General features: G+C 70.3%; 23 protein-coding genes. 6 read left to right on the forward strand and 17 right to left on the reverse strand.

Annotated elements, in window-relative coordinates:
- Window positions 1–21 precede the first annotated feature (21 nt).
- From G361_RS0110740 to G361_RS0110785, 10 genes are all read right to left on the reverse strand, one after another.
- The gene (locus tag G361_RS0110740; protein ID WP_026342906.1) at window positions 22–330 is read right to left on the reverse strand and encodes a transposase; all 309 of its coding nucleotides are present in this window, start codon (window positions 328–330) and stop codon (window positions 22–24) included.
- Window positions 327–2,549, reverse strand: coding sequence for a hypothetical protein (locus tag G361_RS0110745; protein ID WP_019927086.1), 2,223 nt, complete (start codon window positions 2,547–2,549; stop codon window positions 327–329). The genes G361_RS0110740 and G361_RS0110745 overlap by 4 nt, the downstream gene beginning before the upstream one ends.
- Before the next feature lie 966 nt (window positions 2,550–3,515).
- A complete protein-coding gene (locus G361_RS0110750; RefSeq protein ID WP_019927087.1) occupies window positions 3,516–5,009 on the reverse strand; it encodes an SCO6880 family protein in 1,494 nt (497 codons plus the stop codon).
- Complete coding sequence (locus G361_RS0110755; RefSeq protein ID WP_036494101.1) at window positions 5,006–6,493, reverse strand: hypothetical protein; 1,488 nt, start codon at window positions 6,491–6,493, stop codon at window positions 5,006–5,008. Before G361_RS0110755 ends, G361_RS0110750 begins: the two co-directional genes overlap by 4 nt.
- Before the next feature lie 11 nt (window positions 6,494–6,504).
- Entirely contained in the window at window positions 6,505–7,341 is an 837-nt protein-coding gene (locus tag G361_RS0110760) for a hypothetical protein (RefSeq protein WP_019927089.1), read from the reverse strand.
- A 19-nt stretch (window positions 7,342–7,360) separates the two neighbouring features.
- Window positions 7,361–7,609, reverse strand: coding sequence for a hypothetical protein (locus tag G361_RS0110765; protein WP_019927090.1), 249 nt, complete (start codon window positions 7,607–7,609; stop codon window positions 7,361–7,363).
- Between the two features lie 11 nt (window positions 7,610–7,620).
- Entirely contained in the window at window positions 7,621–7,917 is a 297-nt protein-coding gene (locus G361_RS0110770; RefSeq protein WP_019927091.1) for a hypothetical protein, read from the reverse strand.
- Window positions 7,914–8,564 (reverse strand): hypothetical protein, encoded by a 651-nt coding sequence (locus G361_RS0110775; protein WP_036494102.1) that lies wholly within the window; start codon window positions 8,562–8,564, stop codon window positions 7,914–7,916. The genes G361_RS0110770 and G361_RS0110775 overlap by 4 nt, the downstream gene beginning before the upstream one ends.
- Window positions 8,561–9,430 (reverse strand): hypothetical protein, encoded by an 870-nt coding sequence (locus tag G361_RS0110780; RefSeq protein WP_019927093.1) that lies wholly within the window; start codon window positions 9,428–9,430, stop codon window positions 8,561–8,563. The genes G361_RS0110775 and G361_RS0110780 overlap by 4 nt, the downstream gene beginning before the upstream one ends.
- Window positions 9,431–9,446: 16 nt before the next feature.
- Window positions 9,447–10,436, reverse strand: coding sequence for a hypothetical protein (locus G361_RS0110785; protein WP_026342908.1), 990 nt, complete (start codon window positions 10,434–10,436; stop codon window positions 9,447–9,449).
- A 718-nt stretch (window positions 10,437–11,154) separates the two neighbouring features.
- Between G361_RS0110785 and G361_RS0110790 the strand changes: the two genes are divergently transcribed.
- Window positions 11,155–12,033 (forward strand): DMT family transporter, encoded by an 879-nt coding sequence (locus G361_RS0110790; RefSeq protein ID WP_026342909.1) that lies wholly within the window; start codon window positions 11,155–11,157, stop codon window positions 12,031–12,033.
- Between the two features lie 77 nt (window positions 12,034–12,110).
- Here G361_RS0110790 and G361_RS0110795 read toward each other — a convergent pair whose 3' ends face one another.
- On the reverse strand, window positions 12,111–14,402 hold the full coding sequence (locus tag G361_RS0110795) for a RelA/SpoT family protein (protein WP_231387015.1): 2,292 nt from the start codon (window positions 14,400–14,402) through the stop codon (window positions 12,111–12,113).
- A gap of 378 nt (window positions 14,403–14,780) precedes the next feature.
- On the opposite strand from G361_RS0110795, the gene G361_RS0110800 reads away from it, so the two are divergent.
- On the forward strand, window positions 14,781–16,541 hold the full coding sequence (locus G361_RS0110800; RefSeq protein WP_026342910.1) for a serine/threonine protein kinase PknE: 1,761 nt from the start codon (window positions 14,781–14,783) through the stop codon (window positions 16,539–16,541).
- 7 nt (window positions 16,542–16,548) lie between these two features.
- On the opposite strand, the gene G361_RS43160 is transcribed toward G361_RS0110800, so the two are convergent.
- Both G361_RS43160 and G361_RS0110810 read right to left on the reverse strand, forming a co-directional pair.
- Window positions 16,549–17,301, reverse strand: a complete 753-nt coding sequence (locus G361_RS43160; protein ID WP_019927097.1) for an alpha/beta fold hydrolase — start codon at window positions 17,299–17,301, stop codon at window positions 16,549–16,551.
- A gap of 62 nt (window positions 17,302–17,363) precedes the next feature.
- The gene (locus G361_RS0110810) at window positions 17,364–18,224 is read right to left on the reverse strand and encodes an SDR family NAD(P)-dependent oxidoreductase (protein WP_019927098.1); all 861 of its coding nucleotides are present in this window, start codon (window positions 18,222–18,224) and stop codon (window positions 17,364–17,366) included.
- Window positions 18,225–18,363: 139 nt separating this feature from the next.
- Between G361_RS0110810 and G361_RS0110815 the strand changes: the two genes are divergently transcribed.
- Window positions 18,364–19,014 (forward strand): TetR/AcrR family transcriptional regulator, encoded by a 651-nt coding sequence (locus tag G361_RS0110815; RefSeq protein ID WP_019927099.1) that lies wholly within the window; start codon window positions 18,364–18,366, stop codon window positions 19,012–19,014.
- 31 nt (window positions 19,015–19,045) lie between these two features.
- The gene (locus G361_RS0110820; RefSeq protein ID WP_019927100.1) at window positions 19,046–19,369 is read left to right on the forward strand and encodes a hypothetical protein; all 324 of its coding nucleotides are present in this window, start codon (window positions 19,046–19,048) and stop codon (window positions 19,367–19,369) included.
- Window positions 19,370–19,376: 7 nt separating this feature from the next.
- On the opposite strand, the gene G361_RS0110825 is transcribed toward G361_RS0110820, so the two are convergent.
- On the reverse strand, window positions 19,377–20,408 hold the full coding sequence (locus G361_RS0110825) for a Gfo/Idh/MocA family oxidoreductase (RefSeq protein WP_019927101.1): 1,032 nt from the start codon (window positions 20,406–20,408) through the stop codon (window positions 19,377–19,379).
- A 319-nt stretch (window positions 20,409–20,727) separates the two neighbouring features.
- Here G361_RS0110825 and G361_RS0110830 point away from each other — a divergent pair, with 319 nt between their 5' ends.
- Window positions 20,728–21,060 (forward strand): YnfA family protein, encoded by a 333-nt coding sequence (locus G361_RS0110830; RefSeq protein ID WP_026342911.1) that lies wholly within the window; start codon window positions 20,728–20,730, stop codon window positions 21,058–21,060.
- Window positions 21,061–21,075: 15 nt separating this feature from the next.
- Here the strand turns inward: G361_RS0110830 and G361_RS0110835 are convergent, their stop codons facing one another.
- The 3 genes from G361_RS0110835 to G361_RS0110845 all read right to left on the reverse strand — a co-directional run bounded on the left by G361_RS0110835 (window position 21,076) and on the right by G361_RS0110845 (window position 22,747).
- Entirely contained in the window at window positions 21,076–21,564 is a 489-nt protein-coding gene (locus G361_RS0110835; RefSeq protein WP_036494903.1) for a GNAT family N-acetyltransferase, read from the reverse strand.
- 60 nt (window positions 21,565–21,624) lie between these two features.
- Window positions 21,625–22,074 (reverse strand): nitroreductase family deazaflavin-dependent oxidoreductase, encoded by a 450-nt coding sequence (locus G361_RS0110840; protein WP_019927104.1) that lies wholly within the window; start codon window positions 22,072–22,074, stop codon window positions 21,625–21,627.
- 103 nt (window positions 22,075–22,177) lie between these two features.
- Window positions 22,178–22,747, reverse strand: coding sequence for a TetR/AcrR family transcriptional regulator (locus G361_RS0110845; protein ID WP_019927105.1), 570 nt, complete (start codon window positions 22,745–22,747; stop codon window positions 22,178–22,180).
- A 440-nt stretch (window positions 22,748–23,187) separates the two neighbouring features.
- On the opposite strand from G361_RS0110845, the gene G361_RS0110850 reads away from it, so the two are divergent.
- Window positions 23,188–24,951, forward strand: a complete 1,764-nt coding sequence (locus tag G361_RS0110850; RefSeq protein ID WP_196814456.1) for an FAD-dependent oxidoreductase — start codon at window positions 23,188–23,190, stop codon at window positions 24,949–24,951.
- Window positions 24,952–25,025 lie beyond the last annotated feature (74 nt).

Genomic DNA, 25,025 nt, shown 5'->3' on the forward strand with positions numbered 1-25,025 from the left:
CCGCGGTGCGGGTGGCACGGGTCATGTCTGGTGTTCGGCTTCGTTCAGGGATTCGACGAGGGTGCGGTTCATCTCGGCGGCGGCCGCCAGCTGCTGCTGTAACAGCGCCACCTTCCGGCGTAACGCCGCGGCGTCCATGCGGTCCAGGCCCGCCTCCTCCGCGGCGCGGACCCAGTTGCGTACCGAGTTGGTGTGCACGCCGATCTGTTCGGCCACCACCCGGCACGCCTCGGACTCGCTGCGCAGCGTGCCGGTCAGCGCGAGCACCTGTTCCACCGCCGCCTCCCGGACCCGCGGCGAAACTCTTCGATACGATCTGTGCGGCATCATGCGACGTTCCCCTCGTCTCCGCCCGGACCGGCCGTGCCGTCGTCCCCGCCGGTGGGCGCCTCCTCGTCCATCTCGTAATCCATTGCGCCCTCGGCGGTTCCGCCGAACTCACTGAACCGCTGATTGGTCTCGTGAATCCCGCTTTCCTGCTCGGACGGGGTGAAGTTCATGTGGAACGGGATGCCCGGCCGCCGATCCTCGCCGACCTTCAGCAGGAATTTGCCGGTGCCGGGGGCCGGCGGCCGGATCTGGCCCGGCTTGAGCGCCTCGCCCGTCAACGCCTGCGGCGCAGACCATCCGGTGACCATCTCCTCCTCCGCGGAGGTGAAGGGCACCGTCGAATCGAGGCGCTTGATCTCCTCGGGCGGCAGCGCGCCGAAGATCTTGGCGCGCGCGCGTTCCAGGAAGCCGAGCGCCTTCGCGATCGCGGCCTCCGAACCGAGCGACTGCAGATCCTTGATGGTGTGGCTGATCATGATCAACGAGGTGGCGATGGACCGCTGCAGACGGGTCAGCTCGTCGACGCGGTCGACCATGAAGTCACCCAGGCCCAGCACCTGCCACAGCTCGTCCATCACGACCTGGAAGTAGCGCTGCGGGCCCATCTCGGCGTCGGCGAGCACGTGCGCGGCCTCCACCGAGGCGAAACCGTCGGCCCAGCAGGCCAGCATCACGGCGGCCTTGAGTTTCTTGTCGCCGTTGGGGATGTGCGAGACGTCGATGCACACCGCGACCGCCGACGTATCGATCGGCGTCGTGGTCTGCCCGTTGAACACCGCGCCGAACGGGCCCTGGGTGAGCGCGCGCAGCGACCGCCGGAGGTTCTTGATCGCCTCCTGGTACTCGTCCGGATTGTCCGCGCCGGCGTCGAGCATGAGCTCGTCGCCGCCGTCGATGATCACCTCGAGCAGGTGTTCCATGATCGGCGGCCGGTCCGGGGTGAAGCCGCTGCCCTCGCGGTACAGGATGCGCAACGCGGTGGAGATCAGCGTCTCCTCGAAGTCCGCGACGCGCGCGCCACGCACCAGCTCCACCAGGCCCGCGATCAGCGTGACCTGACGGGCGCGCAGTTCCTGGATCACCTGCACCTGCAACGCCGGGAGGTCGTCCAGCATCGGCACGATGGAACCGAGCACGCCCGCGGCCAGCGGGTTGACCTGACCGTGCCCGTATCCGAGGTCGATGACCTGGCCGCCGACCACCTCCACCAGGCGCCGGTAGTCGGGTTTGACGTCGGCGAGGATCAGCGGCGTGATGCCCTGCGCGACACCGCCGAGCACGATCCGCCGGACCAATGACGACTTGCCGAAACCGTTGAGCCCCAGCACGAACAGGCTCGGCGCGGTGATGAAGCTGCCGCGCATGAACCAGTTCATCGGGTCGAAGCAGACCGGTGCGCCGGTGTGCAGATGCGAGCCGAGCGGGGTGCCGATCAGCGGCGCGCCGGCGCCGACCGACCACGGCCACAGGCCCGCGACCTGCGCGGTGGTGGCACGGTACTCGACCGGGCGGCCGACCACGTTCATCCGGCCGCCGCCCTCGCCGATATAGCCGCGATCGGTGAGTTGCAGTGTCTCCCGGTCGAATTCGTCCTCGACGATGGATTCGGTGCGGGCGAGCGCGTTGACCCGGCGCAGGTCGTCGGTGCGGAGCCGGAACGCCGCCCAGCCCGCCCGCAGGCCGCTGCGCTCACGGGCCACGGCCTCCAGCTGAGCACGGGCGATATCGTCGAGCAGGGGCGGCCCCTGCTTCTTCTTCGGCTTGGCGGGCTTGCGCTTGACCGGGCGGTCGCCCGGCGGCGGGGCAGCGGCGTCCCGGCCGCCGCGGCCCGATCGGCCGGAGTCGGGAAGTCCGATGCGGCCCTGCGTTTTCCGGCCGGGCTCGAGCTGACCGTAGGGTTTGCGCTCCGCGCGCGGACCGCCGACGCGGCCGGACGGCGGCAGGCTGCGATTGCCGGTGTCCCGGCCCTCCGCACCCGCCTCGCCGCGGCCGGTGGTGCGCCGCGGCTCACCACCCGTGCGGCGCGCGCCCTCGCCGGAACCCGGGCGGCGGGCCGGACGGTGATCGTGCGAATCGTCGATTCCCTTGCGGCGCTGCGCGTTCCGTACGCCATCGGGCCCTCCGGAATTCGCCGCGGACACCGAGCGCTCGACGTCGTCGCGACGCGCGGGCAGCCTGCGGTCGGCGGCCTCGGAATCCGCTGCGGACCGGCGGGTCACGGCCCTGGTCTCCCCGGTGTCGGAGGCACGGCGAGGGCGCTGCGAGGTTCCGGGCGGGGTCTCCGCATTCCCCACAGGGTGGTGTGAGCGCGGCGAACCCCCGGCCGCGCCTTCCCCATTCCCGTCAGGGTGGTGCGAGCGCGGCGAACTCCCCGCTGCGCCTTCCCCATTCTCGTCAGGATGAGGTGAGCGCTGCGATCCTCCGGACCGACCCTCCACGCCCCCGGCAGGATGTTGTGAACGCTGCAATCCCTCGGACGGGGACGCCGAGTTGCCGACTGCGTGGCGTGAACGCTGCGAACTCCCGGCCGTTCCCGCCACGCTCTCGCCGGGCTGGTGCGAGCGCGTCGAGTTCCCCACGGGACTGTCCGCGTTCCCCTGTGGGCGCCGCGGACTTCCGGCCGCACCCTCGTGTGGACGCTGCGAGGTTCCAGCCGAGCCGTCCGCGTTCCCGACGGGCCGGTGCGGGCTCTCGGCCGGACCGTCCTCGGGGTGCGGGCGGCGCGAATTCCCTGCTGGGACTTCGGTATTGCCGGTCGCATCGTGATGCTGCGACGCTTCGGCGGGTGTCGCGCCGGTGTCGGCGTGGCGGCGGGACCGCTGCGGGGCCTCGGCCGGTATCCCGGGATCCACCGGCCGACGGCGCGCCTGCTCCCCGGTGGGGGCAGGTTCGGTGCCGTCGACGAATTCCGCTGTGGGAGCGGGGGTTTCGACTGCGACGCCGGACGGTGCCCGGACCTCGCCGCGCCGGGCCGGGCGGACCGGGGCGTCGTCCCAGTCGGCGGGTTGTCCGGCGCGTGGTTCACCGGGCGTGTACGACTCGATGGCCCAGCCCTTTTCGCCGTCGCGCGGCGGTGTACGCCGCGGCGGCAACGGATTCTCCGGATCCACGACCCGGTCGCCGTAGCGCGGGGGTTCACCGCGATACCGGACCGGCGGCTCGCCGAACTCACTCGCCATGATCGATCACCCCGCCAGAGCCTTGGGAATTGTCGCGTGTTCCGGCAGGATCACCCCGCACCCGAGCGATGCCGCGAACGCGGCTGCCTGGTAGCGGTAGCAACGCCGGATCCTCAAGCGCGCCTGGGTCGACAGGTCGCGCGTGATCGCCTCGACGCGCGGCAGATCGCCGCGCAGGGGTTCGGTGATGGTCACCAGCACGCCGAACCGGGTCACGCCGTGCCCGCGGGCCTGCTCCTCGCGGGCCTGCTGGGTGGCGCCGACGCGCAGCGTGGCCGCGGCGGAGACCACACCGCGTTCGCTCTGCTGGGCCACCAGCGCGTTCTTGTAGTCGTCGTCGACGATCTCGGCGGCGTCGGCGGCCGAGTGCGGCCGGTACACGATGGCGATCCGCTTGCGCGGCACCTCGGGATTGGGGGCCAGCAGCCGCTGCAGCACCCGCTCGTCCACCGCGCCCTCCGGCGCCATGTCCATCTCCCAGGTCACCGAGCGGCCACCGTCGTGCAGGAAGTGGTCCCAGCGCTCCTCGTGCGAGATCGGCCCGGCGTCCGCCCAGTCGAGGCCGTGGCCGCCGGGCTCACCGACGGCGACCTCCAGATCCGCTTGTGCCGCAGGATCGTAACTGCGGCGGATGAAGGCGATCACCTCGTCCGCCGACATCGGCTGCGAGCGGACGCCCGCCTCCGCCAGTGCCGCGCAGATACCGGGCAGCCGGCGGCCGATCTCGACGGCCTCCTCGGCCGGATTCTTGCGGCGCTCGGCCGTGGTCGCCTTGAACGTGATCGCCACCCGCGGCAGCAATTGCACACGCTCCTGCGGCAATTCGGTCGCCAGCTCGTACATGATCTGCTGGGCCAGCGCGGGCGCGTCCGGATGGGTGATCGTCGAGACCTCGGTGAGCAACCGGTTGCCGGTCTCCGGCACGGTGTCGATCACCGGCACCACCGCGATGATGTCGGAGGTCTGCCCCAGCGAGGCCAGGAAGGTGCCCCAGGCGGACACCCACCGGTCGATGACCGGCTGGTCCACCGCCTCGTGCCCCTGCGGCCAGGCCCGCAACACCACGGTGTACTGGGCGAACTGGGGCAGGTGGATCATCCCGAAGCTGTAGCCGCCCGCGTCGATACCCTCGTAGAGCTTCGACGGCGCCATCAACCCGGGCAGCCGGGCCACGCCGCCGGGGATCCGCGAGAACCGGCCGCCCCGATAGACGTGCTCGCCGTTGCTGCGTCCCCGCAACCAATGGAACATCATCAATCCCGTCTCGTAGCCGGAGCGGCCCCCGGTCCGCCACACCAGTGGAACCATCACGACCGCACCGATTCCCGCGACGAAGAACGCGGGCTTGGGACCGGCCACCAGTGCGGTCAGCAGGGCCGAGATCACCACGACGAAGCCGAGGACGGTCTCCCCCCACCGCAGGCCGAAAAGGCCTGCGCTGCGGGGCTTCTGCCACAAACCGTACGAGCGGTGCTCGTACCCGTCGCTCGTCATCGTCATCGCGGAATGGTGCTCCTACCGAGGTCGGGTGCGCGGTTGGCCCAGCGGTCGCCCGCGACGTCGCCCGCCGCGGAGTCGGCCCGGTGCATGCCGGCGCCGGCGGCACGGGCGGTACTGGTGATCCGGGTCATCGCCCGGGATGCGCCGGATGCTACTGCGCTGGTCGCGCCCGCTCCGGCAGGACGCGCGGTCGCCGCCGCGCCCGCGCCGCCGCCCGCGGGACCCCGCGGCGGGACGCCCGGTCCGGGACCGCCGCCGCCGCGCGTGCCCCCGGCACCACCCGGCGGTCGCGGGCCGCCGCCGCGGCCACCGACGTAACCCGGCTGGCCGACCGCGGCCGCGGCGCGCACACCGACAGCCTTGGTGCCCACCGCACCCAGCGCCGCCGCACCCAGCAGCAGGCCGCCGGTCGCGTTCAGGCCGGAGCCACCGCTGCCGACGATCGCCACCGCCGGGGTCACCAGGCGCATCAGCGCCGGCAGCACGAAGGCCACGGTGCCCAGCAGGACGAGCGCCACCAGCATCCGCTGCGCCTGATCGGCGTCCGGGAGGCCCGCGGTCGGATTGCTCTGGTCGGTGTAGCCGGCGGTCACGAAGGCGATCATGTACACGATCGCCGCCACCGGTTTCCACAGCATGAAGGCGATGATCCAGCCGAGCAGTTTGGGATACGCCGATCTACCGGTACTGGTACCACCCGCGGCCGCCACCAGCGGCAGCACGCCCGCGGCGACCACCAGCATCCCCTGCCGGACGATCGCCAGGACGATCTGCGCCAGCGCGCCGAGTAGTCCGACGATCGCGATGATCAGCACCAGGCCCGGCGAGAATGCCTGCAGCTTGGACGTTTTCACCATCAGCTCGGCGATGTCCTTGGCATTGCCGTTGGTGGCGTCCTGGATCACCCACGAGGAGAAGCGATCCGAGGCCTGCGTGCCGGCCACGATCACCGCGCCCAGCATCCAGGAACTGAACACCACCCGGGCGAACATCCGGAACGATTCCGCCGCCTCGCTGAGGGCGGCGCCGCGTCTGGCCTCCGCGAGTCTGCCACCGGTGAGGATCACCGAGATGATCAACAGGAGTATCTGGGCCTGGTACGTATAGTCGTTGATCTTGCGGAACAGGTTGCCCGCGTCGCTTATTCGTTCGTTGGGCACCTTCATCCAGAAGGTGAGCCCGAGGATCAGCGCCTGGCCGAGGCCGCTCATGAGCGAGTCGACCACCTTGCCGAAGGTCGAGTCCCAGGCCTTGTCCCGCACGGCCACCGCGGCGTCGCCGGGATGGGTGGCGGCGTTGCCCGCCTTGCAGGCGGCGGAGGCGGCGTCGCCGAGCGTGATGCCCGGCACCCCGATACCGTCCAGGTCGTCGTGTAATTCGTTGCACGCCTGGTCGAAACCGTAGGTCTGTCCGTAAGCCACCGTCGGCGTCGCGACCATGACGGTGAATACCACCGCCAGGATCGTCATGATGCGCCTCAACATGGTCGCCCCTCTCACCATTTGGTCCACCCAGCCAGGGAATCCACGTATTCCGTCTGGGCACTGCGGGATTCGGTCGGCTTCAGCCGCCAGTCCCCACTGTCCCAGACCATGACCAGCCGGATGGCCGCCCACAACTGTTTGCCGTCGTTGATCGGCCCACGCGCGGCCAGCCGCACGATCGCCATGTCGTCGGCGTAGTTCTCGATCTGGAATGCGTCCGGCGCCACCAGATATCGCGTCACCCGCTCCGGCTGCTGATCGGGCAGCTTGCCGTCGGTGCGGGCCTTGTCGTACGCGGCGATCTGCGGCGCCGTCGCCCGCACCTGTCGCACGTACAGGTCCCGGTCGGCCGGGCGGGCGTTGAAGCGGTAGGTGATCTGCGCGGCGGCCAGCACGGCCCCCTGCGGGGTGTGCGAATACCCCACCGCCAGACCGTTTTCGATGCGTGCGGGACCGTCGCTGGTGGAGAACGGCACCGAGGCGCCGTACACCCGTTGCCAGCCACGGGGATCCGTCGTCCCCGCGGGGGCCGCGGTCAGCCAGTCCCCGTCCGTCGCCTTGTGCTGCGTGCCCGAATCCTGTAGCAGCGGTTGGCCGTCCGGATTGTTCGGGACGTCGACCCGCCGGCCGAACAGGTCGACCTGCGGGTCGGCGAATCCGGTCGCGCCGCTGCCGGCCGCGGGGGCCGGCGCCGGGTCCACGTGTTTCGGTCCGGAATTACCGTGGCCGATCCACACGTATACGCCCGCGACCACGATCAGCGCGAGGATCGCGGCGGAGGCGATCATGCCGAACGAGATGCCGCGCTCGTCGTCGACTTTCGCGCGGCCCGTGCCCTTCTCGCTCATGTCGTGTCTCCGATCCCGGTCACTGGGGCAGGAAGGCCAGTGCGATGGCGCTCGCCGAACTCGCCACGATCGCGCCGAGCAGGCTCATGAGGATGCCGTGCGTGGCGTTGTTGATCGCCATGTCGTCCCGGAACGCCGACCACAACTTGCCCGCCGAGACGATCAGCCAGGCAAGGCACAGCAGCAGCACGCACCACAGCAGCCAGTCGATCAGCTGCATGATCGGCGCGATGACCTCCGCCGGCATCGGCTTGTAGGCAAATACCATCGCCGGCGCCCTCAGGACCCGATCACCGCGTTCATGATCGTGCCGGCACTCGTCGCGACGATGCCCCCGATCATCGCGCCCGCCACCATCTTCGGCGATTCCAGACCGCCACCGGTCCACTTCTCCCACGCGAACTTACCGCCGGCGTAGGTGATGCCCAGCACGCCGGACAGGAGCACGAACCACGTGAAGTAGCGCACCAGTTTGAGTAGTTTGTCCGACGCGGGCGGCGCCTCCGGGGTCGGATTCCCGACTTGGGCGAGCACAACGCCGTACGTCTCGTGCACAGCGGCCAGGATGGTACTCATGGGGTGTCCTCTTCATCGAAATGCGAACTCGCGTTTACTTTTTCCCGGATAAGGGCAACGATTTCGGCGCCGAGGGTGTCCACATCGTGCGGCACCTCCTCCAGCGGATCCAGCTTGCGCTTCTTCTGCTGCGGGGGAGGATCACTGGGCGACCACACCGGTAACTGATCCGGCTCGACCAGGGTCCATTCCTCGTACCACGGCACCTGCCAGACGTTTCCGGCCAAAGAGGCCACCACGTCGCGGTAGCGGCGGATCTCGGCGGGCAGGCGGCCCGGACGCGCGGCGACGGTGATCAGTCCCAGCACCTCGCTCGGTCCGGCCAGCCCGGCGTGGTGCTGGCGCAACAGGTCGTGAGCACGGGTGAGCCCGACGATGGTCTCGCGGGCCACCAGCACCACGAAAGGGGATTCGCGGTCGAACACTCCCGGCCAGCGACGGTGCGAATCCGCCGCGGGCGCGAGCACATGTGCGAGAGTACTGGTTCCGGCGCCACCGTGGACACCCAGCAACCAGACCAGCGGCGCGCGACCGGCACCCGGCACCGGCCGCTCCCACATCGGGGCGCGGCGATGCTCGGGCGGGGCGACAACACCTGCCGCAGGCGGGGTTTCGGGAGAGCGACGGTCATTCATGATCGCGGTCATGATGCCACCCCCGCCAGCAACATGCGATATGCCCTGCGCGTGCCCGCCGCGAGTGCGTTGTGCCGCACCAGTTCCCCGCGGGCCAGATGCGGATCCCACGGTATCTCACGGATATCCCGCACCCAGCCGGTGAGATGTTCCCGCAAATGTTCCGCGACCGGCGATTCCGGGCCCGGCGCCTGATGCGAGACCACGATCGTGGTGTCCCCCACGATGCCGCCGCCCTGTCCCTCGGCATGGCCGCCGAATTCGTCGTCGAGCCATTCCAGCGTGATGCGCAACCGGTTCGCCGCGTCGGCGCGCGCCGGAATCGCCAGTACCAGAGCGATATCCGCGTCCTCGAGCAGCGGCCGCAACTGCCGGGCGGTGATCGGGCTGCCGCCGTCGTACACCGCGGTCCAACCGGACTCGGCGATCGCGCGCGCGACGGTCAGGTAACTCGCGCGGCGGCGCAGCGGGGCGGCGTCGCGCCACAGCAGGCCGACACCGGAGGTGGCACGGGACAGGCATTCCTTCAGCGGGGCCGGCTCGTCGTCGCCGCGGCCGTAGAGCCAGGCCTGCAGGCTGATCGGGTTCAGCTGTTCGTCGGCGCCGCGCAGCGCCAGATCGCTGCCCGCGCCGGTGGCGTCGACGGCGACGGTCTGCTCGCCGGTGGCACCCAGCTCGCCGGCGATACCGAGTGCGGTGGTCGTGGTGCCGGCGCCGCCGCATCCGCCGACGACGAGGATCGGCCGCGGGCGCCCGGCGCCCTCCGGATCGTCGTCACGGCCGCGCAACCGCACCACGGGGGCCTTCGCGCTCGCCGCCCGGTCCCGCTCACCCGATTCGGGTGCCTCGTCGAGCCATTGGCTCCAGTCCTCTGCCATGGTCCCAGCTCTCCTCTTACCCGGCCGTGATTCCCGTGATCAGGGTGCGGCCGTCGACGACCGCCGTGGTGACGGTCTGCTTGTCGTAGGTGGTCGGGGCGGCGCCGGGCCGTCGCTCGGTCACCTGTACCGAGTACTTCGCGGGATCGAGGGTGACCACCCACACGCAGTAACCGGTGCCGGCCGGCACGGAGTCGATGCCGCGCTGGATCACCGCCGCCGGCGACACCGCCGCGCCGGGGGCCACCACCTGCCAGGCCCGATCGGCAGAGCGTTCGACGTAGTAGGAGTGCTGGAACCACATGATCGCGTCGGGTCCGGTGTCGGTACCGCCGGGTTCGGTGCCGCGCATCACCGTGGGGCGCTGTTCGGTCGGGCAGTCGCCGGCGGTCTCCGCACCGGCCGGCGCACCGGCCGCGGAGGTGGCCGGACCGGACGACCGGGCGAGCACCCGGCCGGACTGCACGACGTAGACGGCGGCGCCGCCCAGCGCACCGAGCAACACCACGGCAACCGATCCGGCGAGCAGGCGGCGCGGACGTTTCGGCCGCACATGATCGCGGAGCGTGCGGGGCGCGGTGGCCGCGCCGGGACCCTCGCGGCGGCCGCGCGCGCCACGGCGGCGGCGCACCCCCGAGGTGCGCCGGACGGCCTCCGCGTCGGCGCGGGCCGAGGCCTCGGCCCGGTCCGCCTCGTCGTCCTCGTCGCGCCACAACCGCAGCAGATCCGCCTCGGGACGCTCCTCGTCGCGATCGCGATCGTCCACCCAATCGGCCCAGCCGCCGGTGAATTCACTGCGCCTGCCGACCGGCTGGTCCGGGAACGGGATGTCGAACGGTTCCGGTTCGGTGTCGCGGATGTAGTGCGGGAAGCGGGGCGCACCCTCGTCGGCGATCACCGGAACGGGTGCGGCGGTCCGCTCGGCCCGGCCGGCGGTCCGCGGCGCGCCGGTGGGCGGCTCCATCGCGGGGTACCAGCGCCGCAGTTCTTTGTACGACTTCAACATTCCCCCACTCCCGCGGAACCGGGCACGTCGTAAGACATCGTCGGACCCTCTCGGCGATCAGTTCGTGGAGATCGGGTAGTGGTAGTCGGCGGAACCGGCGGGCCTCGGCTCCGGCGCGCCGACGGCGGCCGCGCCGAGACCTCTCCCGAATGGAAATTGTCCAGGAACCGGAAGATTCGGCGAACACGACGCGCCGGGCGATAGAACGGAGTTTCCGAAAACCGGGTACGAACCACCGCGACACACGGCAACATGTACCGATGCGATCGGCGTGTCACCCCGCACGCGCATGGCCGGCATACCGGACCCCCTTCACCAGTTGTGTTCAACAGTTCGGAGGGCCGGAAACCGCGGCGACCCGTTGCAGCGATCGGTCGGTGGTCCCGAGCCGGCGCACCCGCCGCGCACGCCTCGAAACGCCATAGACCGTAACAGAATAGACGCCGCATCGCAGGCATACGGCCCGGTGTCGACGGACCCGAATCGGGAAATCTGGCTTGACACAGCACATTTCGGGACAGCAGCTAACTGTCGGCGAATATCGGTCGGTAATCCGTTCGGAGCGAACGGAACTCGTGCGACGGTTTGCCGGATTCCGATCGCGGTATCGCCGCCGCGAATCCGGCGGCGGTATGCCATGCCCGGCGGATGCACGGGCGCGGACCGGCGATCGCGGGGCCGGTGCGGCGCGCGGACCGGCACCCGGCAGACTGGCCGGGTGAACGATCGACCGATTATCGCCGTCGCCTGTGCGTTCGCCGGAGCTGTGCTGTTCGCCGTGGCCGCGGTGGCGCAGCAGCGGGCCGCCGCCGACGTGCCCGAGGGCGAGGCGCTGCTGGCCCGGCTGGCCCGCAACCCGCGCTGGTGGGCCGGTCTGATCGGGGATGCGGGCGGATTCGGATTCCAGATCGCGGCGCTGGCGTTCGGCTCGGTGCTGGTGGTGCAGCCCATCCTGGTGACCGCGCTGGTGTTCGCGCTGCCGCTGGCCGCGCACTACAGCGGCCGGCGGGTGACCCCGATGATGTGGTTGCAGGCCGCCGCACTCTCGGTGGCGCTCGCCGTGTTCCTGGTCGTCGGCGACCCCACGCAGGGCGTCTCGGAGGTGCCGTGGCGGCACTGGGTGCTGCCGATGGGGCTGTTGCTGGCGGCCGTCGCGATCGCCGTCGTGGTGGCGACCACGTTCCGCGTCCCGGCCCTGCAGGCCCTGTTGCTCGGCACCTCGGCGGGTCTGTTGTTCGGGGTGTCGTCGGCGCTCACCGAGTACGTGATGCAGCAGCTCGACCACGGCGTGGCGACCGTGCTGACCGGCTGGCAGCTCTACGCCGTGGTCGTGACCGGGGTGCTCGGGTTGTACCTACAGCAGCGCGGCTACCAGGTCGGCCCGCTGTCGGCCTCGTTCCCGGCCTTCACGGTCGCCGAACCGCTCGGCGCGGCGATCATCGGGATGACCGTCCTGCAGGAACGGCTGCGCAGCGGACCGCTCGGTACCGCCTTCGTGCTACTCGCGGTGCTGGTGATGTGTGTGGAGGCGGTGCGGCTGTCCCGGGAGCAGGCCAAGGCCCAGAATCCGGAGCAGGCCCCGGCCGAGGTGCACTGACCGGGCTCGGCCGAGGTGCGCTGACCGGGCTCGGCCGAGGTGCGCTGACCGGGCTCGGCCGAGGTGCGCTGACCGGCTCAGGCGGCCGAGGTGACGCGGTAGACGTCGTAGACGCCCTCCACGTTGCGCACCACGTTCAGCAGGTGACCCAGGTGTTTCGGGTCGCCCATCTCGAAGGTGAACTTGCTGATCGCCACCCGGTCGCCGGAGGTCATGACCGAGGCCGACAGGATGTTCACCCGCTCGTCGGCCAGCACCTTGGTGACATCGGACAGCAACCGGGTGCGGTCCAGCGCCTCGATCTGGATCGCCACCAGGAACACCGACGACGGCGACGGCGCCCACTTGACCGCGATGATCCGCTCGGCCTGCGCCTGCAGCGAGTCGGCGTTGGTGCAGTCGGTGCGGTGCACGCTGACCGAACCGCCGCGGGTGACGAAGCCCATGATCTCGTCGCCGGGTACCGGGGTGCAGCATTTGGCCAGCTTGGCGACCGTGCCCGGGGCGCCCTCGATCTCCACACCGGCGTCGCCGAGGGTGCGCTGCCGCGACGGCAGCGTGGACGGCGTGCTGCGCTCGGCGAGCTCGTTCTCCACATCGCCGACGCCGCCGAGCTGGGTGACCAGCCGCTGCACCACGTGATGCGCGGACACCTGGCTCTCGCCGACGGCCGTGTACAGCGCCGAGATGTCGGCGTAGTGCAGTTCGTGCGCGAGCGCGGTCATCGCGTCGACACCCATCAGGCGATGCAGCGGCAGTCCGGTGCGCCGGACCTCCTTGCTGATCGCCTCCTTACCCGCCTCCAGCGCCTCCTCGCGGCGCTCCTTGGCGAACCACTGCCGGATCTTGGCCTTCGCGCGCGGGGAGACCACGAAGTTCTGCCAGTCGCGGCTGGGACCGGCGTTCTGCGCCTTCGAGGTGAAGATCTCGACGACCTCACCGTTCTCCAGCTGCCGTTCCAGCGCGACCAGCCGCCCGTTGACCCGTGCGCCGATGCATTTGTGCCCGACCTCGGTGTGCACCGCATACGCGAAATCGACCGGGGTGGACTTCTGCGGCAGCGTGATGACGTCGCCCTTCGGGGTGAACACGAAGATCTCCGGCGACTTCAGGTCGAAGCGCAGCGACTCCAGGAACTCCGCCGGATCCGCGGCCTCCCGCTGCCAGTCCAGCAGCTGCCGCATCCAGGCCATATCGTCGACCTCGGCGATATCGCCGGAGTGCTTACCCTTGGTCTCCTTGTAGCGCCAGTGCGCGGCGATACCGAACTCCGCGGTCCGGTGCATCTCCTGGGTGCGGATCTGCACCTCCAGCGGCTTACCGTCCGGGCCGACCACGGTGGTGTGCAGCGACTGGTACACGCCGTAGCGCGGCTGGGCGATGTAGTCCTTGAACCGGCCGGCCATCGGCTGCCACAGCGAGTGCACCACGCCGACCGCGGCATAGCAGTCGCGCACCTCGTCGCACAGGATGCGGATACCCACCAGATCGTGGATGTCGTCGAAGTCCTTACCCTTGACGATCATCTTCTGGTAGATCGACCAGTAGTGCTTCGGGCGGCCCTCGACCACCGCGGTGATGCGGCTCGACTGCAGCGTGTTGACGATCTCGGCGCGCACCCGGGCCAGGTAGGTGTCGCGCGAGGGTGCGCGGTCGGCCACCAGGCGCACGATCTCGTCGTACTTCTTGGGGTGCAGGATGGCGAAGGCCAGATCCTCGAGCTCCCATTTGACGGTCGCCATGCCGAGCCGATGTGCCAGCGGCGCAATGACTTCCAGGGTTTCGCGGGCCTTCTTGGCCTGCTTCTCCGGCGGCAGGAAACGCATCGTGCGCATGTTGTGCAGCCGGTCGGCGACCTTGATGACCAGCACCCGCGGATCGCGGGCCATGGCGATGATCATCTTGCGGATGGTCTCGGCCTCGGCCGCGGAACCCAGGTTGACCTTGTCCAGCTTGGTGACGCCGTCGACCAGGTGGGCGACCTCCTGACCGAACTCGTCGGTCAGTTCCTCCAGGGTGTAGCCGGTGTCCTCGACCGTGTCGTGCAACAGGGCGGCGACCAGCGTGGTGGTGTCCATACCCAGCTCGGCGAGGATGTTGGCGACCGCGAGCGGGTGGGTGATGTACGGATCGCCGGATTTTCGGAACTGGTGGGCGTGCCGCTCGTCGGCCACGTCGAAGGCGCGCTGCAGCAATTGCAGATTGGCCTTCGGGTACAGCTCGCGATGCACCGTGGCCAGCGGCTCGAGCACCGGCTTGACCGCGGCGATACCGCGCTGACCGGTCATCCGGCGGGCCAGCCGGGCGCGCACCCGCCGGGAGGCGGAGGTGGGAACGGCAGCGGGGCTGCCGGGCTGGCGCATGGGCATGCTGCGCGGCGTGGGAACGCTCACATCGGGGGTATCGGCAGCCGCATCGGAGGCGTCACTACCGGTCGATTGCCCGGCATTCGCCTTCTCCAGATGCTGAGTCATGCCACCACCTCTCCCGACGCGATCGGATCACCCTATCCGACCGGTCCAACTGCTCAGACCACAACTTTAGTCCCGTGGGGCGACAACCGCGGAGCCGCGCCGCGACCTGAGGTTTCCCGCGTCGTCACCGGGAGTTCGGCGGTACGTCGGCGGCACCGGCGCGGCACCGCCCCGGCGATCGGCCGCCGGGGCGCCGGCCCGGCACGGATCCCCTGACACCTCCGGACCGCCGACAGTATGCTGGGGACGCGAGCACGGCGAGGGGTCACGCGGATGCCATTGGAAGCAGGATCGGTCTTCGCCGGTCATACCATCGAGCGTGTGCTCGGCGTCGGCGGGATGGGGGTGGTCTACCTCGCGCGGCATCCGCGCCTGGAACGATCGATCGCCCTGAAAGTGCTGAGCACCAACGTCAGTGAGGACGGCCGGGTGCGCGCGAAGTTCGAGCGCGAGGCCACGCTGGCGGCCCGGCTCGACCATCCCGACATCGTGCCGGTCTACGACCGCAGCGGCCCGGATTCCGACACGCTGTGGATCTCCATGAAACACGTGCCCGGCGGCGACGTCGCGCAGTTGCTCGCCCGCTCCGGCGGACCGCTGCCGCCGCCGCGCGCGGTGCGGCTGATCACCGGCGCCGCATACGGTTTGGACTACGCCCATCAGCACGGCGTCCTGCACCGCGACGTGAAACCGGCGAACATCCTGGTCGAACAGGACGAGCGCGGCCAGGAACGCGCGGTACTCACCGATTTCGGGATCGCCCGGGCCTTCGACGAGGCCGAGACGACGACCGGCACCACCGCCTCCTTCGCCTACGTCGCGCCGGAACGGCTGCGCGGCGAGCCGGTGGACACCCGCGCCGACGTCTACTCCCTCGGCTGCACCCTGTACGAAATGCTCACCGGCAGTACGCCCTTCCCGCGTACGGCGCCGGGCGCCATGATCGCGGCCCATCTGAACGAGCCACCGCCGCGGCCCTCGCTGGCCCGGCCCGGCCTGCCCACCGGATTCGACGCCGTGATCGCGACCGCGCTGGCCAAGCGGCCCGCCGATCGCTACCCCACCTGTGTGGCCCTCGCCGAGGCCGCGCAGCGGGTGCTGGACGAGGCGTCACGCCGGACCGTGGTGAATCCCCGTCCGGGCCCGCCCTTTCCGTCCCAGCCGTATCCGATCGTTCCTTATCCGGGACCGCACACCGGCCCGCACACGGGTCCCCCGCCGGGACCGCACACCGGTCCGCAGGGATCGCACACCGGTCCCCCGCCGGGGCCGCATACCGGTCCGTATCCGCCTGTGCCGCAGCCTTATCCGTCACCGCGGCCCGGCCGGTCCCGCATCGCCGTCCCGGCCGCGCTGCTGATGGTGGTGCTCGCCGTCGGCGGCGTCCTCGCCGGGGTGTACTACAGCCGCCACCGCCACGATCCGATCTCCATCGTCACGACCACGCCACCGGTGACCACACCGCCGCCGGCCGGTATCCAGTTGCTCGACGACGGCGTCCGTATCGGTGTCGCCAACGCGCCCAAGACGATCGACATGTTCAACGAGCCGATCTGCCCGCCGTGCGGCAAACTGCTCACCAGCTACTCCCCCGACCTCCAGAGCGGCATCGATTCCGGCCGGCTCGCGGTCCGATTCCACCTGCTGCATTTCCTGGACGACCGTTCGGCCAGCCACAACTACTCCACGCGCGCCGTCGCGGCGACCCGATGCGTGGCCCAATCCGGTGATGCCATGGTCTATCTGAAGACCTATCAGGGCCTGTTCACCCCGGCCTTCCAACCGACGGAGGACAGCAGGTCCGATCACACCGATCTCGAACTGGCGCAACTGGCCCGCAGCGTGGGCGCCTCGACCGCCACGACGGACTGCATCACCTCCGGCCGGCTGATGGATCTGGCGCGGGCCACCGCGGTGCAGGGCGAGGACAAACTCGAACAGCTGGAGCCCTCGGGCTATTCCACCCCCGCGGTCTTCCAGGGCTCGGTCAAGGTCGACACCGGCCGCTCGGACTGGGTCACCCGGCTGAACTGATTGCGCCTCAACCGATCCGGTCGAGGAACGGCAGCAGGGCCGCGAGATATGCGCCGGGATCGCGGCTCCACAGGTCGTGCCCGGCGCCGGCGATGGTCGCGACCTCCGCCGTCGGCAGCGCGGCCCGCCACCGGTCGGCGAGTTCGTCGGTGACGATGGTGCTGGGCCGGTCACCGCGCAGAACCAGGACGGGACAACGCAGTTCGGGCAGCCGGTCCCACAGCGGCACCTCGCGGCTCTCCGCGGCGACGCCCCGGACCGCGTGCCGGGACATCCGCTCGGCGACCTCGGTGCCGCGGATCCGCATGCGCAGTTGCTGTTCCACGACGGATTCGGGCAGGCCGACGTGGCGGGCCTGGTAGTCGCCGACGACCAGGCCCGCCACCTCGTCCGGGCGTTCCAGCGCGTAGCCGAGGGCGTAGGACGAACCTCTGGAGAACGCGACCAGGATCGGCCGCCGCAGCGCGCGGTCGTCGGCGACCGCGCGCAGGTCGCCGATGTGGTCCTCCCAGGTGTAGCCGCGTTCCGGTGCGTCGCTGCGGCCCCGCCCGCGCACATCCGCGACCACGACCCGCCGGTCGCCGAGCCGGTCCGACAGCCACGCGTATTCCGTTGCGTACTCGCCCATTCCGGGGATCACGAGGACCGGCCGTGCGGCCGAATCCCGGCGGTCGTTGTCCAGCACGTGCAGCCGGATCTCGCCGTTGCCGACGAAAACCGATGCCGCGCCGCCGGATACGGGCTCGCTCGCACGGGTCACGGCTACCTCCTCGTCTGCCGGATTCGAACCATACCGCCCGCCGGTCCTCGCCATCGCCCGGATCAGGCGGGAACGGCCGGCGCCTCGTCCGGTTCGAGTCCCATATCCTCGAGTTCGCGCTGCGCCCAGAACAGCCGGCCGGTGTATTCCATCGGATTCACGCACGCGGCGAAATAGGTCAGCACCCGGGCGGGCACCGACATCGGCACCGCCACACTGGTGTCGAGGCCGGATTCGCGGGCGCGCCACTCGACGATCTCGGTGGCCACCAGGCCCGGCATCAGGCCGATGACGGCGATGTTCCATTGCGCGAGTTCGGGAGCGAGGGTGTTGCCGAGCCGGTCCAGCGCCCGCTTGCTGGCGTAGTAGCCGGGCACCGCGAGGCTGAAGTCGCCGACCTTCTCGAGCTTCGGCGGCTCCTCCGGCAGCCGGAACACCTCGCCGCTGCCGGTGGTGACGTTGAGGATGCGGCCACCGCCGCGGGCCCGCATGATCGGGGTCACCAGCTGGATGAGCGTGAACGGCGCGTGCACGTTGACATCGAACTGGTAGAGCCAGTCCTCCCGGGACAGCTCCAGGAACGGGGTCGACCAGAAATCGCCCGCGGTGGCCGCCGCGTTGTTGACCAGGATGTCCACCCCGCCGAACCGCTCGATCGCGGCCTCGACCAGATCCTCCAGGGCCGCCTCGTCGGCCAGGTCGGTCGGCACGGCGAGCCCCTCGGCGCCCAACTTCTCGATCTGCGCGAGGGTTTCGCTCACGGTGCCGGGCAGTACACCACCGGATTCGGTGGTGCGTGCGGCCAGCACCAGCCGCGCTCCGCGGCGGGCGAAGTCGAGGGCCGTCTGCCGTCCGATACCCCGGCTCGCTCCGGTGACGAGCACGACCTTCCCGGCCAGATCCAGTTCTTCTTGTCGCTCCACGGCGAACCAGCCTTTCCCATCTTTTTGAACTGAGTTCAAAAACATCGTAGCGGCGACGTCGCCCGCCCGGAAGCCCCCGCGTCGATCCGGCGACGCCGGCAGGGCCGGGTCCGGCGCGCGGCTGCGTATCATTGCCCTGATGCCCGCCCGACCTCCCGCCCAGCCGCGCCAGCGCGCCACGCTGGGCAACACCAGATCGCGGGAGACCCGGCAGGCCCTCGTGCGCGCCGCGCTGCGGCTGTGGACCGAGGGGGATTTCGACCTGGCGTACGAGGCCAGTTCGGCGGCCGATATCGCGCGGGCCGCGGGAGTCAGCAAGGGCACCTTCTACTTCCACTTCGCCGGCAAGGAGGACATCCTTCGGGAGATGGCCGGCGCGACGGCCCATGCCATGATCGACCGGATCGAGGCCGGGATCCGCGACGACATCCCCCTGGCCGCGCTCACCGAACAGGTCATGTTCGCGATGGCCGACCGCGTCGCGCGCGGCCCGCGGGCGGCCGCGGTGAAGGCCGGCTCGCTGGGCTACGAATCACGAAGCGGCGACGTGACTCTCGCGGGGCCGCGGCTCGGCGCCGCCTTCGAGGCCCTGGTCGACTACGGCAAGCGGACCGGCGCACTGGCGGCCGCGATCGATGCGGAGGAGACCGCGGCGATGCTGACCGCGGTGACCATGGAGGCGATCATCCGCTGGGGTGTGAGCGACCGGACGCAGACCTGGCTGCAACACACCCTGCGCGACCGCACCCGGGTGGTCCTGGCCGGGGTGGCGCACACCGGCGACGACTGACACCGGTCCGCCGGTGCGGGAGACTGGCGGGATGTCGCACCCGGCGCTGCACGCGCGTCCCCGGTGGCGGCGCACCGGGGACCCGAACTTCCCCAGCGCCGCCCTCGTCGACGGCCACTGGTGGGTGCTGCGGATCAACTGCTTTCCCGATCACCCGCTGTGGACCCTGTTCATCGACGGGGAACGGGCCCTCGACATCGACGACGCACCCCCGACCTGGGGCGAACCCGCCGACCGATCCGCCACGACCCTGGACACCGTCACGACCGGACGGATCCTCACACCGATCCGGTCGTTCGTCGCCTACGGCAGCGAGATCGGCGATCCGTGCGACAACCCGTTCTGCTGCGGGTGATTCGGGTTCACCGAGCCCGCTCGCGCGCGGTCTCGAGCACCGTCAGGGTGTCGAGTGCGTCGCGGGGATCGACCGGGACGGGGGCGCCGTCGCGCAGGGTGGCGGCCATCGCGCGGTAGAAGGCCGGGTAGTCGCCGGATTCGGTGCGGACCGGCTCGGCGCCGTCCTCGGTACCGAGCCGCCCCCACTGTTCGGGTTCGACCGTGCCCCAAGGCTTTCCGTCACCGGGCCGGCGACCGGCGCGCAGATCGGCCTCCTGCGGATCGAGTCCCTCTACGACATAGGCGCTTTCGGAGCCCAATACCCGGAATCGCGGACCCGCTTGTCCCGCAACGGCACTCATCCACAGATGGGATCGCACCCCACCGGCATGGGTGAGCGCGAGGAAGGCGTCGTCGTCGGCCGCCACCCCGGGACGGCGGCGATCCAGCTCGCAGTAGACGTCGGTGACGGGCCCGAACAGGGTGAGCGCCTGATCCACCAGGTGACTGCCGAGGTCGTAGAGATAGCCCGCGCCGTCCGCGGCGGAGCCGACCTCGCGCCAGCCGCCCTTCACCGCCGGGCGCCACCGCTCCATCCGGGATTCGAATCGCCGCACCTCGCCCAGGCTCCCCTCCTCGACCAGCCGGCGGACGGTGCGGAAGTCGCTGTCCCAGCGGCGATTCTGGAACACCGACAGTGCCACGCCGGCCCGCTCGGCGGCCGCGATCAACTCGCGCGCCTCGGCGGTGGTGACCGCGAACGGCTTGTCCACCACCACGGGCAGTCCGGCCGCGATCGCCTGCTCGGCGATCGGCGCGTGGGTCTTGTTGGGAGTGGCGACCACCACCAGATCGATCCGGCCCGGATCGGCGAGCAACTCCCCCACCGACGCCGCCACCCACACGTCCGGATACTCGCGCCGCGCCGCCGCCGCGCGCTCGGCCGAAGAGGTCACCACCGCCGCCACCCGCATCCGCGGCTCGGCGGCGATCAGCGGCGCATGGAACACCGCGCCGGCCAGACCGTATCCGACCACTGCCACCCGAATGTGCGTCACGCGCAGGCCCTTTCACCGACATTCGCCCGAGCCACCGCCACCGCGGCGCGCTTTCGCGACCGCGCGGTTCCGGTACCCGCCGTGACCGGCGGCCACGAATTCGCACTATAGAGCAGCTCTACCGGTCGGCCGCCGCACCACCGGCGCCGCCGGGACCGGCTCGTGCCCAGCGTCCGGTCCAGGGCATACCGATCGGTACCCGCGAAATGCTGCCCCAGGTCGCCTCGTCGTGCTCATGTCCCGGGCCGCACCCACAGATCCTTGTTTCACCGGCCTTCACAGTGTGCGAGACGGACGGGATCCGCTAATGTCCGGCGTCATGACCGTTCTGCGCTCGCTGTCGCTGTTCGCGCTCGCGGCCGTGGCCGAGATCGGCGGTGCGTGGCTGGTGTGGCAGGGGTGGCGCGAGCATCGCGGCGTGCTGTGGATCGTGGCGGGGATCGTCGCGCTCGGTGCGTACGGGTTCGTGGCGACCTTCCAGCCCGACGCCCATTTCGGCCGGATCCTCGCCGCGTATGGCGGCATCTTCGTGGCCGGATCGCTGGCCTGGGGGATGATCGCGGACAAATTCCGCCCGGACCGGTTCGACCTGATCGGCGTGGCCCTCTGCCTGGCCGGTGTCGCGGTGATCATGTACGCCCCGCGCGGGTGATCGCGTGGACCACGCTCACACGGTGGGGCCGGTGAGTTCGCGGTAGTAGAAGTACATCGGTTCGGCGGCTTCGGGTTCGGTGTGCCGGAAGTCGTGGGCCTCGTAGAAACGGCGGGCGTCGGTGTCCTCGCCGTCGACGTTGATCTGTAGTTCCTCGGCGCCACGAGTGCGGGCCAGGTCGCATGCGGCTTCCAATAGGGCGTGGCCGATGCGGCGGCCGCGCAGGGCGGGACGCACGTACAACTCCTCCAGCAGGGCCACCGGGCCGTCGGCCCATACGGCGGGGCGGAAGGAGAGGATCGCGACGCCGGTGGCCGGGTCGCCGCCGAGCAGGGCGACCAGGTCACCACCGGCCAGGGTGCGGCGCAGGCGTGCCGCGAGGATCTCGACTCCCGGTGTGGGCGTGTCGAATTCGCGATTGAAATCGTCCAGCAGGGTGGCGACGGTGGTGGCGTCGGAGGCGGTGGCCACGCGGATCCGCCGATCCGGCTCGGGTCCGGTCATCCGGACAGCCTGGCAGCCGGACCGCGACGGCCGCAACACCATTGATTCGCCGGGTACCGCTCAGGCGATCCGGAACACCGGGAAACCGGGTGCGATATCGGTCAGTTCCGTGTCGGTGGCGTCCTTGGTGACGCCCTCGAAGAAGCGGCCGACCTCCCAGCCCCATTTCTGCAGGTACAGCCGCAGCACCGGCACCTTGTCGGCGTCGGCGACCTCGACAGCGGTGAAGGTCTCGGTGGAGCGGCCCAGCCGCAACTCGCCCGATCCGGCGGCGCGGAGGTTGCGCACCCACTGGGTGTTGCCGCGCGGGGCGACCAGATAGCGCACGCCATCCGCGTCGACCAGCAGGTTCACCATGGTGGTGCGCCATTCGCCGGATTTGCGGCCGCGTACGGCCAGCAGCCGCGACCCCGCGACGCTGATTCCGAGCCGGGGCAGCCAGTTGGCGACCTTGTTGAAGATCGGATCGAATCCGGTGGGGCCGATGTAGCGGGTGCCGGCGGCGTTCATGACTACTCCTCACTTTTGAGAGCGATGCTCTCTGTCTGTAACCAAGTCTGCACCCACGGGAGCGTCTCGTCAAGAGCAGTGCTCACTTTTTCCGTTGGCAGCCTCAGCAGGCGGCGCCGGCCTCGCGGAGGTCCTCGAGTGCCCGGCGCGCGACGACGCCGAAGCCGTCCTCGTCCGCCCCGCGGATCCATCGCTCGTAGCCGATCGTCAAGGCGAGCGCGCCCAGTTCGGCCGCCACGCGCGCGGTCAGGGCCGCGACGCCGCGGCGTTCCAGGGCCTCCCGCATCGCGGCGGTGAGCCCGAGGCCCTTGAGCGCCTCCCGTTCCCGCAGTTCGGGAGCGGCGTCGATCACCGCTTGGCGGCGCGCACCGAATTCGCGGCGCTCGGCGGTGAACACCTCGCGTCCCACGGCGTCCAGCGCGTGTGCGATCGCCGCCGAGGGCGTGGCGTCCGACGGCGCCGCGATGACGCCGGCGGCGAGCATCCCGGCCATCGTGTCCCCGCCGAACAGCACCTCCCGCTTGTCCGGGAAGTGCCGGAAGAAGGTGCTCTTGGTCAGCCCCGCGCGTTCCGCGATCCCGACCACCGTGGTCGCCTCGTAACCGCGCTCCTCGAACAACTCGAGCGCGGCCAGCACGAGTCGATCGGATGCGTTCGGTTGCCAGCGGGCCATTCGCCCAGGATAGGGCACTCGGTCCCGTCACTGCGGCACCGGCGTCGCGATTCGGGAGCGGACGAAACATACTGGCAGCGAGTCATTTTCGCTCGATCGAAATGAAATACTCTGTGCCGGAATATATATCGATCGATACATCGGTACGAACATGATGCCGAACTGTCGCGCAAGGTGCCGTTCCGACCGGTGGACGAACGTGCTCCACACCACACGACAGCGGAATTCTTGTTTACATCGACATGATCGACATCGTTTCCGCCGGATGAATTCTTCGTCGTTTCCCCTCCAGCCGAGTGATTTTCGGATTTCCGATCTTGACACGGCGGGCCGCCGTCACAGATCGTCTGCGCAAACAGACTCTCTACATGCGGGGAACGCCGATGCGACCGTCCGGATCGAACGATCACCGGATATCCCGACGCCGGATGCTGTGCGGGATGGGCACTCTGGCTGCGGCCGCCACCGTCCCGGCCGTCGCTCCCGGCCGAGCGGCCGTCGCACCCACCGGACGCCGGGTGGCGGTGTTCGGGGCCGGTCCCGGCGGCATGAGCGTGGCACACGAGTTGGCGGAACGTGGTTTTCGGGTCGACGTATACGAACGACTGGACCGGCTCGGCGGCGGTGTGCGGTCCTTCGTGACGCCCGGCGGCGGCACCGACGGCCGGCCCTCGCTGCCCAACACCTGCGGGGGTCACTTCTTCCTGCCCGGCTACGCGGCGATGCCGGATCTGTTGCGGCGCATACCGACCGGGGACGGGCGGCAGGTGATCGACCGGCTGACGGTGTCCTCGCACGAGATGACAGGCGGCGGGATCGGTCTCGACGGCGCCCTGCTCGGCCTGGGTGTACCGGCCTCGCCGGACCGGCTGCGGGACTTCTCCCTGGACCAGGTGCTGCACTCGGTCCAGGGCGTGCTCGCAGCACGGGCCGGGGTGTGGCCCACCGACGCCGAGCTGCTGGCCGGTAAGGTCGCCGCCTGGATCACCAGCGGTGACCTGCGCCGGGCCGGGCAGCTGGAATTCATCGACCTGGAGAACGGGTTCTTCCGGTCGGATCGGCTGTCGCCGACCGCGCACACCCTGATCCGCGATCTGTGCCAGACCACCTCCACCGACTCCCCCACTCGCGGCCTGAACGCGCTGACCCTGCTCACCTCCCTGGTCGATCAGAACATGAATCTGGCCGCCGGCCGGCTCCCACCCGGCCGGACGGGCGGAATCCTGATGAACGGCCCGGAGACCGAGGTGTGGTTCGACCCGTGGGCCCGCCATCTGGAGAGCCTGGGCGCCGCCTTCCACACCCGGCGCACCCTCACCGAACTCGGCGTCGACGGCGGCCGGATCGCCGGCGCCACGGTGGTGGACGAACAGGGCGCGACGTTGCGGGTGGACGCGGACTGGTTCGTGCTGGCGATGCCGCCGGACCGGCTCGCGCCCCTGCTCGGCCCGGCGCTGCGCGCCGCGGATCCCGGCCTGGCCGATATCGACCGGCTGGACCTGTCGGTGGAATCCGGCTTCGAGCTGTTCTTCCGCGATCCGCTCGGCACCCTCGGCGGCCAGGTCACCAACCGCGACGTCGACGACGACTGGCTGCTCACCGTGGTCGGGCTGTCGGAGATCTGGGACCTGGACCTGCGCGAGTACGGCGACGGCCGGGCCCGCGGGATGATGTCGGTGGAGTTCAACAACCATCCCTATTACGACTCGCCGGGCCCGACATATCGCAAGCCGATCAAGGATCTCGGCCACGACGAGGCCTTCGCCGAGATCCGCCGGCAACTCGTCGAGGGCTTCCCGGGCGGCGAAAAGCTTTTCGCCGGAGACAATTTCGTCGGCTGGCGGCCGCATCCCACCCTGAACTGGGATGCCCGCGGCTGGACCGTGCCGGATCAGCGCACCGCCTCCGCACCCGGCACCACCCGGTATTTCCCCGGGCAGGCCCGCGCGATTCCCAATCTGTTCCTGGTCGGCGGGCACACCGCGACGCCGTTCGGACTGGATTGCATGGAATCGGCCGCCTATTCGGCGAAGGTCGCCACCAACGCACTGCTGGAACGGTCCGGGGTGGACGCGCCCCCGGCTGCCCTGCCCGGTACCGGTCCGCCGCCGGAACTGCGCGCGCTGCGCGAGCAGGACGACGCGCTGTTCCGGGCCGGACTGCCCAATATGTTCGACACCATCGCACCGGCCCGTATGCCGTGATCCATCGTGCCCGAAATCCCTTGTGCAGAAACGGAAGTACCACCGCGATGACCCGTGCCCGCTCCCCCCTCGCC

This window comes from Nocardia sp. BMG111209, assembly GCF_000381925.1.
Taxonomy (GTDB): domain Bacteria; phylum Actinomycetota; class Actinomycetes; order Mycobacteriales; family Mycobacteriaceae; genus Nocardia.